Raw genomic sequence first — 14,175 nt, 5'->3', positions numbered from 1 at the left:
AGAGATCTACAGTGGACCGCTCAATCAGTCAGGCGCACGGTGACCGTGGGACTGAAGGACCGCTTGCGGTTCCAGCCGGTCTCGGCGCCGATGCTCAACTGGATCGCGCGGTCGGCGGGCGCCCAGTAGCCGGTGCGGACGAAATACGCGTCCATGGCGCACAGCCTGCTGCAGGACTTGCGGTTGCAGATGGTCTCCCAGCCCCACTGCCTGCCGCTCTCCTCGACGCCGTTGCGCCGGACGAACAGATGCGGGTTTCCGATGTCGCGGCAATAGGCGCTGCCTTCGGAGATGTAGAGGACCCCGTCGATCTTGTAGAACCGCTTGTTGTCGAGAAGTGTCACCTGACCCGAGACGGCGAAGCCGACTCTGCCGCCTTTGCCGGAGCTCATGGTCCAATCAAGAGTGAATTCCTGGACCGGGATCTCGATCGACTGGGTCATGGTGACAGCCCCGCTTTCTTCTCGCGTCGGCACCTTCGCACTGAAGATAAGGATTTCCCGGAGGTCGTCGATGGTGAAAGGGAACTTTTCACCCAATGAGTCGATGATCGGAAAATCGATGTTCTCATGCGCATGAAACACCGGTTACCGGCGCTAATGGGTGAAGGTCGCCACGGCCCGTGAAAACCGGGGCCCACCAGGGAAGAGAATTTCGTCTTCCCGGTGGACCCCGGTGGTTTTCCGGTGCGGAAACGCTGTCAGCTGGTGATGTCCTTCTTCGCGAACCGGCGACCGGCGAGCAGGAAGAACACCGTGCCGTACAACGCCGCCGACAACATGCCGTTGGCCATGTTCGTCCAGTCGATGTCGGTCGAGATCAGGTCCATCCACGAGAACGCGAAATGCGTCGGCAGATAGTCCCGGAGCCCTTCCAGTGCGGTGATCTGGTCGAGGATCTGCGAAACGATCGCGACGATCACCGCGCCGCCGACGGCACCCAGCGGGGCGTCGGTGGCGACCGAGAGCAGCATCGCCAGCCCGGCCACCCACGCCAGCTGCAGGATGATGTAGATCGTCGCCAGCCCCATCGCCACGAGACTGTCGCTGAACGACACGGCGTCCCCGGTCGGGCTGATCGCGTCGCCCGCGCCGTAGAAGATGACGCCCACCACCAGCGACACCAGCGGCAACAGGATCAGCGCGGCCGCCGAAAGGAAGCCGGAGACGATCGCCTTCTGCCGCAGCACCCGGTGCCGGGGGACCGGCATCGCGAGCAGGTATTTCAGGCTCGACCACGACGCCTCGCTCGCGATCGTGTCGCCGTAGAACAACGCCACGATCATCGGCAGCAGGAAGGTCCCGGAGACGAACAGCGCGAGCACCACGAAGTTCGGCGCGCTCGCGGTGGCGAGGTCGACGAATCCGCCGCTGCGGCGGTTCGGGCTGGCCTGCCCGATCTCGAACGCGATCACCAGAACGAACGGCAGCAGCGCGACGAACCCCAGCATGAGCTGGGTCCGCCGCCGTTTGAGCTGCCGTTTCAGTTCGACGCCGAGCCGCAGCGTCCGGTCGGCGCGGTAACCAGCCACCGCCCCGTCCGGGCCGACCTCGGTCCGTTCGTGCGAAGCGACCTCGGTCAGCTCCAGCAGGGCGGCCGGGTCGGTGTGCACGCCATGATCCGCCCGGGTCACCGGGGAAGAACCATTGGTTTTACTCACCCTTCGAGTCCTCTCCGACCAGCTGCAGGAACGCGTCTTCCAGACGGCGCCTCGGACCGGCCTGTTCGACCGCGACCCCGGCCCGCACGAGGGCGGCGACCGCTTCGGCGCGGGCGAGACCGTCGAGATCCGCGTGGACCAGTTCCCCGTCGACGTCGACGCCGGAAACGCCGCCGACCTTTCGCAGCGCTTCGGCCGCTTCGGCGGGCTTGTCGACCCGGAACGTGGCTTCGCCGCTGGCCGCGGCCAGTTCGCCGACCTCACCCGAGGCGACCAGCATGCCGCGGTGCATCACGACCACGTGCGTACAGGTCTGCTCGACCTCGGCCAGCAGGTGGCTCGAGACCACCACGGTGCGTCCGGTCGCCGCGTAGCGCTGGAGCACCTCCCGCATCTGGTGGATCTGGGGCGGGTCGAGCCCGTTGGTCGGTTCGTCGAGCACCATGAGCTCCGGCAGGCCGAGCATCGCCTGCGCGATCGCGAGCCGCTGCCGCATACCCTGGCTGTAGGTGCGGACCCGCCGGTTCACCGCGTCGCCGAGCCCGGCGATCTCCAGTGCCTCGGCGAAATGCGCCTTGTCCCTCGGGCGGCCCGTGCTCGCCCAGTAGAGCTCCAGGTTCTCCTTGCCGGAAAGGTGCGGCAGGAAGCCCGAACCCTCCACAAAGGACCCGATCCGCGACAGCACCGGCGCGCCGGGCGCGATCAGATGCCCGAAGACCCGGATGGAGCCCTCCGTCGGCGTGATCAGGCCCATCAGCATGCGCAGGGTCGTCGTCTTACCCGCGCCGTTCGGCCCGAGCAGGCCGAGGACCTGTCCGGGTTCGACCCGGAACGACAGATCCTTCACCGCGACGAATCCGCCCGCGTAAGCCTTGCGCAGTCCTTCGATCACCAGCGGCGTCTTCGCCAGGCTCTCGTCGACGTCGTGGGCGCGGCGGCGGCGGAACGCGGCGATCACCGCGATGGCGATGCCCGCCAGCAGCGTGCCGCCGATCCCGAGCAGCTGCGCGACGGGCGCTCCAGCGCCGACCGAGTTACCGGGCACGACCGGGACGGCGAGCTGCCCGCCGTCCGCCAGCCCGATGCGGAACACCGCGGGTTCGACCGGCGTCGTGAACGCCTGATCCGTGGTGCCCACGACGAGCCGGAGCGTGTGCCCGGCCTCCAGCGGCCGCACGATGCCCGGCAGGGTCACCGTCACCTCGACCGGGCTGCCGTCGGCGGGCAGACCGGAGACACGGAACGGGGCGACCGCGTTCGCGGGAAGCGTGCGGACGCCTTCCGAGTTGACGTCGTAGAGCTTCGCGAACAGGACCGCTTCCTTCTGCGGAGCCACGCCGGAAGAGTTCACCGCCGGATCCGCGGAGACCTGCAGCCGGACCGTCGGCGAACCGGCCACGATCGTCTGCGCGTCGAGAGGCCGTGTCGTGAACTGGGCCGCCTGGCCCGGTGGGTCGAGGCTGAACAGCCCCGACAGCCGGGAGGATCCGGCCACCGCTCCGTTCAGCCCGGGGATACCGCTGACGGCCGCGGGGTTTCCGCCCGCGGGCCGGACGGCCGATTGGGCGGGGCCCTCCAGTGTGAACGGACGTCGCTCGGTGGGGTCGCCGGTGGCTCCCGGGTACGCCGGCGCCGTGACCGTCCGGACCGACGGTGCGCCGTTGGCCCGCAGGGTGCCCTGGATGTCGTAGCTGAACCGGGTGCCGGGATCGGTGCCCTCGCCGGTCAGCGAGAACTTGAGGAAATCGGCGATCTGCGTCCGCAGCTTCTGCCCGGGTTTCCCGCCGTCGTGGCCGCCGGTGTACCAGATGGTGCGGACCTTGCCGCCCGCAGCGGCGATCTGCCTGGCGGTCGCGTCGGACTGGTCCAAACCGAACAGGGTGTCGCTTTCGCCCTGTACCAGCAGCGTCGGCACGGTGATCTTGTCCGTCACGGACGCGGGGGAGACGCGGCGGAGCAGGTCGACGGTGCGCGGACTCGCCTTACCGGTGGTGGCGAGTTCGGTGTAGGCCTGGCAGACGTCGGCGGTGAACCGTCCACAAGGGTCGGCCGGTCCGCTCGGCGGCCGCTGGCCGTTCGGGCCACCGAGCGGGAGGGACTGCGCCGCGGCACCCGCCGCGCCCGCGCCCTGTGCGGCACCGGATTCGCTCGTCTCGTCACCGGCTTCGGGTGCCTCGTTGGCGGGGGAGCCGCTCTGCGCCGCGCCGGAACCGGAGGAGAAGAAGATGCCCGCCCACGATCTTTTGAAGACACCGTCCGCGGTGAACGCGCCCGCGGCGGGAGTGGTCGCGGCCGAGGGGGTGGCCGAGGCGGCGTTCGGGACCAGGCCCTGCGCGAGGTCGTTGTAGGTGATCACCGGCGCGATCGCGTCGACGCGCTTGTCGGTCCCGGCGAGCAGCAGCGACAGCGCGCCTCCGTACGAGGCGCCGGACGCCGCCACCTTCGGGTCGCCGTTGTCGCTGAGCACCTCCGGCCGCGTGGCGAGGTGGTCGATCAGTTTCCGGGCGTCGGCGACCTCGCGGTCGGGATCGTTCAGCGCGATCTTCCCGGTGCTGCGGCCGAAACCGCGGGCGGACCAGGCGAGGACGACGAAACCCTTCTCGGCGAGTTCGCGGGCTTCGGTGGCGACACTGTTCTTGTCGCCGCCGAAACCGTGGGCGAGCAGGACGGCCGGAGCCGGCGTCCGCTCGGGGACGTACATCGTGGTGTCGATCTTGATGACCTCCGGTGAGCCCGGTGTTTCGGGCAGGTCGAGGGTCGCTTCCTGGGTCTTCACTGCGGACGGCGCGGGTTCGCTGTTCGTCCACACGACGGCTGCGGCGGCCAGGACCACCACGACCGCGGCGAGCGCGGTGAGCTTCGCGCCTCGCGTTCGAGGGAGCGGGATTCGGGGCACGGAATGACCGTATTTCACCAATGCTGAGAGTCGCCCGTCCAGCTCACGTGGACCACACAAGCGGGCAGGCTGTGACGGGAGTTACACCATCATCTTGGTGACAAGGGCAACCTTAACTGGCGTCATGCGTACAGACAGGTCAGACTTAACCAGCTGTGAGGGGAGTATTCCTTCGCGGCGGTGTCGTCAGCACGGTGGTCTTCGCAGGCCCCCGGCACCGTCGGCCGGTCTCGTACCGGCGGAAGAGACCTCCGGTTAGTTGCTGCTGCGCACTATCCGGAGGGTTGGTCAGATGTCTGTTCCTTTGTGGCTATGGATCGCGACGGTCGGCGGTCTGCTCGCGCTGATCGCGCTCGACCTCGTCATCGTCGATCGCAAGCCACATGAGGTCACCACCGGCGAAGCCGCCCGATGGGTCATCTTCTACGTCGCCGTCGCCGTGGCCTTCGGGATCGGCGTCTGGATCTTCGCGGGGCACGACCCCGGAGTCGAATTCTTCACCGGGTACATCACCGAGTACTCGTTGAGTGTCGACAACCTGTTCATCTTCATGATCATCATGACGTCGTTCAAGGTGCCCGCGATCCATCAGCACCGGGTGCTGCTGATCGGCATCCTGCTCGCGCTCGCGATGCGCAGTGTGTTCATCGCCGTGGGCGCCGCGTTGATCGCGCAGTTCGTCTGGGTCTTCTTCCTCTTCGGCGCCGTCCTCATCTGGACCGCGATCAGCATGATCCGGAACAAGGACGAAGACGAGGAGTACGAGGAGAACGCGCTCACCCGCTGGGTGCGCAAGCTGTTCCCGGTCACCGAGGAGTGGCACGGCCACAAGTCCTTCGTGAAGAAGGACGGCAAGCGCTGGATCACCCCGATGTTCCTGGTGATCGTCGCGATCGGCAGCGCGGACCTGCTGTTCGCCGTCGACTCCATCCCGGCGATCTTCGGTATCACCCAGGAGGCTTTCCTGGTCTTCACCGCCAACGCGTTCGCGCTGATGGGCCTGCGTCAGCTGTACTTCCTGCTCGGTGGCCTGGTCACCAAGCTGGTGTACCTGTCCTACGGCCTCGCGGTGATCCTCGCCTTCATCGGCGCCAAGCTTTTCCTGCACGCGCTGCACGAGTACCACGTGGTGCCGGACTGGCTGGACATCAACAACTGGGTCTCCCTGGGTGTCATCATCGTGGTCCTGACGGTGACGACGCTGGCCAGCCTCGCGAAGGCGAAGAAAACGGAAGCCGCCGAGCGGGAGTCTTCGATCAGTAGTTAGAGCTGCTAAGGATCGGGTACCGTCGGGGCCGTGCGTCCCGTTGACATCGAAGCCCTGACGGTCCCCGGCACCCCCGCGCTGCGCGGAGACCTGCTGCTCACCGCCGTGAGCAGGCCTGATCTGAAGACGAACAGTTACCGCGGTGGCCTGCGCAAGGTCGACCTCGGCGGCGGGGAAGGGCCTTGGACCCACGGGACCAAGGACTCCGCCCCCGCCATCTCCCCGGACGGCCGGTGGGTCGCCTTCCTCCGCGCGGGGGAAGGCTCCGGGCGGGTGGCCAAACCGCAGGTACACGTCATCGCCGCGGCGGGAGGTGACGCGAAGCGGATCACCGATCTTCCCCTCGGCGCGAGCGCGCCGGTCTGGGCACCCGACTCCCGCCGGATCGCCTTCGTCGCCCGTGTGCCCGAGCCGGGCCGCTACGGCACGGAGAACGCGGACGGCGAAACCCCGGAGCCGCACGAAGAAGCACCGCGGCACATCACCAACCTCTTCTACCGGGTCGACGACATCGGCTTCCTCAACGACCGTCCACAGCGACTGTTCGTCGTGGACGCCGTCGCCGCACTGGACGGGTCCTCGCCCGCCGAGCTCACTCCGCTGACCGACGACCGGGCGGACGTCGAACATCCATCCTGGACGGTCGACGGCGAATACGTCCTGATCGTCGCGCCCCGTGACTGGGCGGTCGAAGACACCGTCCGCTCGGATGTCTACGCCGTACCCGCCGGAGGCGGCGAACCCCGCCTGCTGGTCCGGACCCCGGGCACCGCGGCCAAACCGGTTTCCGCGCCGGACGGCTCGATCCTGTTCTACGGCACCGAATTCCCCGGCCTGGAGGAGATCGCCCGCAATACCGGGCTCTACCAGGCTCCGTGGCCTGACGGCGACCAGCCGTCGTCCCCGCGCCGGCTGACCGACGTCGAATCGGTGGACTGCGACAACGCGGCAGGCCCTCCGGTCGTCGTCGGCGAGGAGGCTCTCGTCGTGGTCCGCACCCGCGGCGCCGCGGAATTGCGCGCCGTTCCGCTCGACGCCGAGACGGCGGAGCTGAAATCGTTGCGGTACCTGGCGGGTGAGTTCGCCGCGGTGAAGGCGTTCGCCGTCGACGGTACGCGGATCGCCGCGGTCGTCGGGACGCCCGAGAGTGCCGGTGACATCGTGCTGCTGTCCGGAGCGGACGCTGAACCCCGTGTGCTGACCGACTACTCGAAGGCGTTGCGGGACACCGGGATCCGGCCGCTGGAGGAGCTGGACGCGACAGCGTCCGACGGCTACCCGGTGCACGGCTGGGTCGTGCGGCCCGAGGGCGATGGCCCGCATCCGGTGGTACTGATGATCCACGGTGGACCGTTCGCGCCGTACGAATGGAAGGTCTTCGACGAGGCGCAGGTGCTCGCCGAGGCAGGCTATGCCGTCATCCTGGGTAACCCGCGCGGTTCCGCCGGTTACGGCGAGAGCCACGGTCGCAGCATCGTCCACGGCTTCGGCACCGTGGACGCGCTGGATCTGCTGACGTTGCTGGACGAAGCGCTGAAACTGCCCAATCTGGACAGTGACCGCGTCGGCGTGATGGGTGGTTCGTACGGCGGTTTCATGACCAGCTGGCTCGCCGCGCACCACGGCGGCCGGTTCCGCGCCGCGTGGAGCGAACGCGCGGTCAACGCGCACGACTCGTTCACCGGCAGCTCGGACATCGGCTGGTTCTTCGCCGAGGGCTACATCGGCAGCGATGTCGAAGAGCAGCGCAAGCGCAGTCCGCTGACCTACGCCGGGAAGATCGACATCCCGTTCATGGTCGTGCACTCCGAGCAGGACTGGCGCTGCCCGCTGGAGCAGGCGCAGCGGATGTACGTGGCGCTGCGGCAGAACGGGACCCCCGCCGAGTTCCTGCTGTTCCCGGGCGAAGGGCACGAACTCACGCGTTCGGGGCAGCCGCGGCACCGGGTGCAGCGGTTCGACGCGGTGCTGGAGTGGTGGGGCCGCCACCTCTGATCATGGGTTCATCCCACGTGCTCGAGCAGGTGTCACGGCCTGCAGGTAGTCGACTCCTTGCGACTGTCTGCACCGCGAACCAGGATGAAAAGACTGCTATGAAAGGTCCTTTCCTTGCAAAATTTGCAAGGAAAGGACCTTTCATAGCACGGGCGGACACCAGGTGGGAGCCGGGTCAGCTCAGCAGCGTGTAGTTCAGCTCCTCGCACACCCGCCCCAGCGGGACGTCGAGCCCCGGGTGGTCGAGGGGGAGCAGCACGTCCGGCGCGACCGGCAGCGAGTCCCCTGCGGGCGGATCCCAGAGCGCGAGCGCGGGGCCGCCGGAATCCATGGACGACCGGTACCAGACGCCGTCGAGGTCGCCGAAGGCGGCGCGGATGGCGCGTGCCCAGGCCTGGGTGATCTTCTTCGGGCCGCTGGAGATCTCCTGCGAGGCGCCGACGCGGGTCGGCCACAGGCCGGCGAGGTCGAGCAGCCGCAGGGTGCGCGTCGGCCGGACCACCACCAGTCGCGGGCCGCGGGATTTGCGGTCGACCGTCGAGGTGGTCTGGAAGACCTCGGCGATGCTGGTGCGCACGGTGAGACCGAAGTACAGGACACCGTTGCCGGGGTCGGTCACCGGGCGCCCGCCACGACCGGGGGTCTGCGGGTCGAAGCGGCCGTGCGGGAGCGGGCCGCTGTAGCGGAACGAATTCCACTGCTGGGGGTGGTTGCCGTGCGCGGTGAAGATCCTGACCAGCCTGGTGCCGGGATGCACCGTCACCACGTCGCTGGTGCGGTGCAGCTCCTTGACCAGGACAGAGCGTGCGGGCGGCAGGGGAAGCCGGGCCATACCTCGGGAGTCGTCCGTCCTTGTCGGGTGATCTTGCTCGGTGGGGTCAGCCTACGGCCTACCCCCGACTGAAATTTTCCGTCGTCGGCAGAACCCGCTCAGAACGGGGACCCGAGGGTGGCCACCAGCTTGGCGACGTGCTCGGGGTCGCCACCGGAAAGCAGCCATTGGCGCGGGGTGGCGGGGTGGTCGTTGATCACCAGATCGGTCTGCGGCGTGCTCATGAACGCGGCGATGACGAGCGCGGGCTGGTCCTCGGGCACCGCGCGCAGCACGATCTCCAGGCCGGGTAAGACGCCGGAACCGGTGAACTGCCAGGCGGGCAGCCGCCAGCCTTGGTCCTTCCAGCCGGTGAGCCTGCCCTCCTTGAGGCGGTGGCGGATGCGGCTGTCGTCCACACCCAGCGCCTTCGCCGCTTCCAGCACGCTCAGCGCGGAATCGGCCAGGACGGCGTGCGCGGCGACCGTACGGGCACGGAAGTCCGGTTCGTCCTCGGCGCGAGGGGAGAGGTCCAGGCCGACGTCGGTGAGCGCGGCGCGCTGATCCGCCGAGAAGTAATGCGACGGATCGGGGTTCGGCGGGGACAGCTTCCGCGCCGCGTCCTCCACGAGGTTCAGGAACTCGTTGGCGTCGACCTTGAGGCCCGCCTTGGCGAGGACGTTCTCGAGCGCTATGGACATACCGCCTAGAGTAACGCGTCTGTGCGGGTTCGTGCGGTCTCATCTCGATTTCGTGGGTGAATTCACCAGAGATGCACACGGAGTGCACGGGATCAAACACGCGCAGTAGGTAATTTCGCCATAGTGTGCCCGGATCGGGCGGACTTGTCCAGGTGTCCCGGCTTGACAGGGCGGGAAAGGGAACTTACCTTCCGAATGGTAATCGATTTCTTCCCACCGCTTCGGAGAACCCGGCTGGTGTGGAGCCGGCTTGGGGGAACAAGGGGGTGGGGCGTTCCTGGGCGGCCGGTGCGAGCCGGTCGCCCAGGCACGTCGTGCACACCGCTCAGGCCTACCGGACCCGGCCTATTCGCGCCGTGAACTCCGGCGCACGATCAGTTTCGCCTGCAGCGTGGTCGTCGTGGCCTTGCGCGTGCTGTCGCCGATCCGGGCGAGCAGCAGTTCGGCGGCGACCTTGCCCACCTCGTTCGCCGGCTGGGCGACCACCGTCAGCGGCGGATCGATCAGGGTGGTCCACGGCGCGTCGTCGAAGGACACGATTCCCACGTCCTGTCCCGAGCGCAGGCCGCGCGAGGCCAGCGCCTCCAGGACACCGATCGCCATCGTGCTGTTGCCGACCAGCAGCGCGTCCGGCGGTTCCGGCTCGTCGAGCAGGCTGAGCGCCGCGAGTCTGCCGCCCTCGGCCCGGAATTCGGCACGCCGGGTGAGCGCGTTCTCCACGCCGACGGCGTCGGTGTAGCCGGCCAGCCGGTCTTCGGCGGTGCGTACCCCTGGCGGCCCGCTGACGCAGGCGACCCGCCGGTATCCGCCGTCGAGCAGATGCCGTGTCGCGTCGCGGGCGGCGAGCCGGGTGTCGACCAGCACCTGGTCGCCGGTGTTCTCCCGCAGCGGCCGGTCGACGGCGACCACGGGCGTGCCGCGCTGGGTCAGCCTGTCGACGTTGGTGGCCCGTCCGGTGGGGGAGAGCACCACGCCGGCGACGCGCTCCTGGAGGGCGACGTCGATGTAGCGCCGCTCCTTCTCCTCGTTGTCGTCCGCGTTGCACAACACGACCGAGTAGCCCGCTGTCTGCGCGATGTCCTCCACGCCGCGGGCGATCGCGGTGAAGAAGGGGTTCTCCACGTCGGAGATGATCAGCGCGAGCACCGCGGTCTCCTGGCGGCGCAGATTCCTCGCGAGCCCGTTCGGGTGGTATCCCAATTCCGCGGCGGCGGCCTGGACCCGTGCCGCGAGCACCGGATCCACAGTGGACTTTCCGTTGAGCGTCCTCGACACGGTCGCCGTCGAAACCCCGGCCTTCGCCGCCACGTCGTTGATGGTGGCCACCGCGACCTCCCCTTCTGCAGGTGTCTTGACACCTTCGCACGGGAAGAATAGCTTGGCCGACAATCGTTACCATCCGCTGATCGCGCTAGTGGCTTTGCTCGCCGGCAGTGTTTGATCGCGTTTCGGAGTTCGGAGGTGCCGTGGGCGACCCGGGCCTGGTGCTCGGCATCGACATCGGCACCTCGAGTTCCAAAGGTGTCCTCGTCGATTCCCGGGGCACCGTGGTGGCACGAGCGTCCCGGCCGCACGAGACTTCCCGTCCCCGCCCCGGCTGGTTCGAGCACGACGCCGAAACCGTGTGGTGGCAGGATTTCCTCGTTCTGGCGAAGGAACTTTCGGCGGGGGCCGGGGATCATCCCATCATCGGGGTGTCGGTCAGCGGGATCGGACCGGTCCTTCTGCCCGCGGACGCGTCCGGGAAACCGTTGCGTCCGGCGATCCTTTACGGCGTCGACACCCGTGCGCACGACGAAATCCGGGAATTGACCCGGGAATTCGGCGAAGAATCCATTGTGGAACGCGGTGGGAGCACACTCGGCTCGCAGGCCGTCGGGCCGAAATGGCGGTGGCTCGCCAAGAACGAACCGGAGGTGTTCGAACGCGCGAAACTCTTCCTGATGGCGAGTTCGTTCCTTGTCCTGCGCCTGACCGGTGAATACGTCCTCGACCACCATTCGGCGAGCCAATGCGACCCGATGTACGACCTGCGCGAGGCGCGGTGGGCGCCGGACCGGGTCGCCGCGATCGCCCCCGGCATCGAACTGCCAAGGCTCGCGTGGCCGACCGAGGTGGTCGGCTCGGTCACCGCCGAGGCGGCCGCGGAAACCGGGCTGCCGAGAGGAATCCCGGTGACGGCAGGGACGGTGGACGCCTGGGCGGAGGCGAGCAGCGCCGGCGTCACCTCGCCGGGGGACACGATGCTCATGTACGGCACCACGATGTTCCTGATCCAGGTGCTGTCCGATCCCCGGCCCAGGCCGGGATTGTGGACGACCCGCGGCGTGTTCCCCGGCAGCTATTCGCTCGCGGCGGGGATGGCCACCTCCGGTGCGATCACCGACTGGCTCCGGGATCTCGTCGGCGGCGAGTTCGGGGAGCTGGCCGCGGCGGCGGGCGAGGTCCCGGCCGGCAGCCGCGGGTTGCTGATGCTGCCCTATTTCGCCGGGGAACGGACACCCATACCGGATCCGGACGCACGCGGCGTCCTCGCCGGGCTCACCACTTCCCACGGCCGCGCCGAGCTGTACCGCGCGGCGCTGGAAGGGACGGCGTACGGGGTGCGGCACAACCTCGAAGCCATGCGGGAAGCCGGTGGCGGCACGCGCCGGTTCGTCGCCGTCGGCGGCGGGACGCGGGGCGGGGTGTGGACGCGGATCGTCAGCGACGTCGCGCGGATCGAGCAGGAGATCCCGGCGGAAACCATCGGTGCCGCGTTCGGCGACGCCGTTCTGGCGTCCATCGCGCTGGGCCGGGAACCGGACGTCGAAGCGTGGAACCCGGTGGCCGAGATCGTCCGCCCCGGCGCGGACGCCGACGTCTACGACGAGTTCTACCCGCACTACCGCGAGCTCTACCGGTCCACAGTGGACATTGCTCACTTCCTGGCGCGGAAGAATTCGCTCGCCTTCACCCCGGAGAATTCCCGGCAATCCCGACTCAGGTGAGCTTGATCGGCGTAGCCCGCCGAGAACGCCAGCGAGGCGAGGTCCGGTGCGCTCCCGGCCAGCCCGATGGCGCGCTGGAACCGGGTGACGCGCAGGTATGTCGCCGGGCCGTAGCCGACCGCGAGGGTGAACCGCCGCCGTAACTGCCGTTCGCCGAGGGTGAAGCGCTCCAAGGCGGCCGAAACGCGGGGGACGCCGCGGTCCAACCTGGCGATCAACGCCGCGATCTCGCGGTCGGCATGTCCGGCTCGGCGTTCCGCGACGACGTCGGTCAGCGAGGCGGCGCCGGAGAGCACGCGCTCGGCCAGTAGCTCGCCCTCCTTGCCCCAGAGATCGCCGAGGGGAACACGCTGATCGCGCAGTTCGTCGGCGCCGAGGCCGAGGACGTCGCGCGCCCTGCCGGGTGCGAACCGCACGCCGCGAGCCCGTTTTTCCCAGGTCCAGGCCGTGGTGTCCGGTCCGGCGACGAAGACCTCGTCGCCGCTCTCGACCAAGTCGACGCAGCCGTCGGGCACGATCCGCTTCGGCGCCTGGCCGGTGTCCTCCCACCGGCAGCGCACGACGGCGCTCAGCGCGCCGGGGGCCGTCGTCTCCCGATACACGGTTGCCATGATGCCCCAGTGCTACGACAGAATCAGGCCGTGCCGGAAGCAGAGATCGATTCACTGGCCTGGATCCACGTCCGCGACCGCCGTCTGCTGTCGGTGCGGACCGAGGGGAAGGCCAAGTTCTACCTGCCGGGAGGCAAACGCGAGCCGGGGGAGGGTGACGTCGCCGGGCTGTGCCGGGAGATCAGGGAGGAACTCGGTGTCGAGCTCGACCCGTTGAGCTTCCGCTTCTTCGCGGTGCTGAACGAACAGGCCGACGGCTACGCGGACGGCCGCCGGGTCCGGATGACCTGTTACACCGCCGAGCATCGCGGCGAGCCCGCGCCCGGCCGGGAGATCGCGGAGTCGGCCTGGCTCACTTCGGCAGACGCCCACCTGTGCCCGCCCGCGGGGCGGCGGGTGCTCGGGTTGCTCGCGGACGCCGGGCACGTGGACTAGGCATCACTCAAAGTGAGCCATCCTGCTCAGCCTGTTTACGCCGACGGCCCGATGACCAGCCGTTCCCGATCTTCGGGACACCCAAAAGGGTGAATATCGGGTTTCCTCCCGATAACGGCTAACGCGGAGTCACCTTCGAACGAGAAGTAGGCGACGCACTTGCTGGAAGTGCGCTCGGACGAGAGAAGACCTCTCCATGAGTGTTCCCACCGCGACCCCTTCGGCATCGGCGCCGGCATCGGGGGCCCCGGGCAGGCTGAAGCCGCTCGGGACGGTCGTGGTCGTGCTGGGTGTGATGGTCGTCGCCGTCACCCTGACCAGTTATGTACTCCCGAAGGCGTCGCGGCCGGTGCAGAGCCCGCCCGCGCCGCGGGTCGAGCAGGCTGCGGCCGCCGTGCGCACCGTGACGCATTCGGTCGTCTACGAGCTTTCCGGCGCGGATGGCGCGCAGAACGTCACTTACGTCGCGCAGGGCTCCGAACTCATGCAGAAGACCGAAGTGACGGCGCCGTGGAGCACCACCTTCGAGCGCGCGAGCCAGGAAGACCGCGACGAGTTCTACAGCGTCTCCGCACAGGGCTCGGGGCGCGGCGCGCTGAAGTGCCGGATCGTCGTCGACGGTGTGGTCGTCAGCGACCACACCGCCCCCGCCCCGGGCGCACCGGTGACCTGCACCGCTTAGGCCGTTGCTGGGTCAAGTTGGTCGTGAGTGGCGGATGTGGGTGGAAACCCGAAAGGCCCAAACGCACACCGGGGACCCAACGGCCCCCCGGATCCGGCGGGCACACCGCCGTGACTTAGGGGCGCTC

The 14,175-nt window shown here is 68.6% G+C and carries 12 protein-coding genes; 5 read left to right on the top strand and 7 right to left on the bottom strand.

Features of this window, described 5'->3' with window-relative positions; genetic code table 11:
• Positions 1 to 20: 20 nt before the first annotated feature.
• The 3 genes from ACZ5ZX_RS32645 to ACZ5ZX_RS32635 form a co-directional block, all read right to left on the bottom strand.
• On the bottom strand, positions 21 to 443 hold the full coding sequence (locus tag ACZ5ZX_RS32645) for a hypothetical protein (RefSeq protein ID WP_465505829.1): 423 nt from the start codon (positions 441 to 443) through the stop codon (positions 21 to 23).
• A 257-nt stretch (positions 444 to 700) separates the two neighbouring features.
• Entirely contained in the window at positions 701 to 1,660 is a 960-nt protein-coding gene (locus ACZ5ZX_RS32640; protein ID WP_465505828.1) for an ABC transporter permease, read from the bottom strand.
• A complete protein-coding gene (locus ACZ5ZX_RS32635; RefSeq protein WP_465505827.1) occupies positions 1,653 to 4,574 on the bottom strand; it encodes an alpha/beta fold hydrolase in 2,922 nt (973 codons plus the stop codon). The genes ACZ5ZX_RS32640 and ACZ5ZX_RS32635 overlap by 8 nt, the downstream gene beginning before the upstream one ends.
• Before the next feature lie 274 nt (positions 4,575 to 4,848).
• On the opposite strand from ACZ5ZX_RS32635, the gene ACZ5ZX_RS32630 reads away from it, so the two are divergent.
• Positions 4,849 to 5,823, top strand: a complete 975-nt coding sequence (locus ACZ5ZX_RS32630; protein ID WP_465505826.1) for a TerC family protein — start codon at positions 4,849 to 4,851, stop codon at positions 5,821 to 5,823.
• A 30-nt stretch (positions 5,824 to 5,853) separates the two neighbouring features.
• On the top strand, positions 5,854 to 7,818 hold the full coding sequence (locus ACZ5ZX_RS32625) for a S9 family peptidase (protein WP_465505825.1): 1,965 nt from the start codon (positions 5,854 to 5,856) through the stop codon (positions 7,816 to 7,818).
• 175 nt (positions 7,819 to 7,993) lie between these two features.
• On the opposite strand, the gene ACZ5ZX_RS32620 is transcribed toward ACZ5ZX_RS32625, so the two are convergent.
• The 3 genes from ACZ5ZX_RS32620 to ACZ5ZX_RS32610 all read right to left on the bottom strand — a co-directional run bounded on the left by ACZ5ZX_RS32620 (position 7,994) and on the right by ACZ5ZX_RS32610 (position 10,656).
• Positions 7,994 to 8,650 carry an RES family NAD+ phosphorylase gene (locus ACZ5ZX_RS32620; RefSeq protein ID WP_465505824.1) on the bottom strand — a complete coding sequence of 219 codons (657 nt, stop codon included), beginning with the start codon at positions 8,648 to 8,650 and terminating at the stop codon, positions 7,994 to 7,996.
• Positions 8,651 to 8,748: 98 nt separating this feature from the next.
• Positions 8,749 to 9,330 carry a DNA-binding protein gene (locus ACZ5ZX_RS32615; RefSeq protein ID WP_465505823.1) on the bottom strand — a complete coding sequence of 194 codons (582 nt, stop codon included), beginning with the start codon at positions 9,328 to 9,330 and terminating at the stop codon, positions 8,749 to 8,751.
• A gap of 345 nt (positions 9,331 to 9,675) precedes the next feature.
• A complete protein-coding gene (locus tag ACZ5ZX_RS32610; RefSeq protein ID WP_465505822.1) occupies positions 9,676 to 10,656 on the bottom strand; it encodes a LacI family DNA-binding transcriptional regulator in 981 nt (326 codons plus the stop codon).
• Positions 10,657 to 10,796: 140 nt separating this feature from the next.
• Here ACZ5ZX_RS32610 and ACZ5ZX_RS32605 point away from each other — a divergent pair, with 140 nt between their 5' ends.
• Positions 10,797 to 12,320: an FGGY-family carbohydrate kinase gene (locus ACZ5ZX_RS32605; protein WP_465505821.1), complete on the top strand. Its 1,524-nt coding sequence runs from the start codon at positions 10,797 to 10,799 to the stop codon at positions 12,318 to 12,320.
• On the opposite strand, the gene ACZ5ZX_RS32600 is transcribed toward ACZ5ZX_RS32605, so the two are convergent.
• A complete protein-coding gene (locus tag ACZ5ZX_RS32600; RefSeq protein WP_465505820.1) occupies positions 12,251 to 12,931 on the bottom strand; it encodes a helix-turn-helix domain-containing protein in 681 nt (226 codons plus the stop codon). The genes ACZ5ZX_RS32605 and ACZ5ZX_RS32600 overlap by 70 nt on opposite strands.
• Positions 12,932 to 12,961: 30 nt before the next feature.
• Between ACZ5ZX_RS32600 and ACZ5ZX_RS32595 the strand changes: the two genes are divergently transcribed.
• Positions 12,962 to 13,366 carry an NUDIX hydrolase gene (locus tag ACZ5ZX_RS32595; RefSeq protein ID WP_465505819.1) on the top strand — a complete coding sequence of 135 codons (405 nt, stop codon included), beginning with the start codon at positions 12,962 to 12,964 and terminating at the stop codon, positions 13,364 to 13,366.
• Between the two features lie 196 nt (positions 13,367 to 13,562).
• Complete coding sequence (locus tag ACZ5ZX_RS32590) at positions 13,563 to 14,048, top strand: MmpS family transport accessory protein (protein ID WP_465505818.1); 486 nt, start codon at positions 13,563 to 13,565, stop codon at positions 14,046 to 14,048.
• Positions 14,049 to 14,175: the final 127 nt, after the last annotated feature.

Source organism: Amycolatopsis sp. NPDC033938 (genome assembly GCF_055575975.1).
This window is presented reverse-complemented; position numbering and strand designations above follow the sequence as displayed.

Bases quoted from the DNA above. Each gene is read 5' to 3' on its own strand.
- ACZ5ZX_RS32645 (WP_465505829.1), bottom strand. From the start codon at position 443: ATGACCCAGTCGATCGAGATCCCGGTCCAGGAATTCACTCTTGATTGG.
- ACZ5ZX_RS32620 (WP_465505824.1), bottom strand. From the start codon at position 8,650: ATGGCCCGGCTTCCCCTGCCGCCCGCACGCTCTGTCCTGGTCAAGGAG.
- ACZ5ZX_RS32600 (WP_465505820.1), bottom strand. From the start codon at position 12,931: ATGGCAACCGTGTATCGGGAGACGACGGCCCCCGGCGCGCTGAGCGCC.
- ACZ5ZX_RS32630 (WP_465505826.1), top strand. From the start codon at position 4,849: ATGTCTGTTCCTTTGTGGCTATGGATCGCGACGGTCGGCGGTCTGCTC.
- ACZ5ZX_RS32590 (WP_465505818.1), top strand. From the start codon at position 13,563: ATGAGTGTTCCCACCGCGACCCCTTCGGCATCGGCGCCGGCATCGGGG.
- ACZ5ZX_RS32615 (WP_465505823.1), bottom strand. From the start codon at position 9,330: ATGTCCATAGCGCTCGAGAACGTCCTCGCCAAGGCGGGCCTCAAGGTC.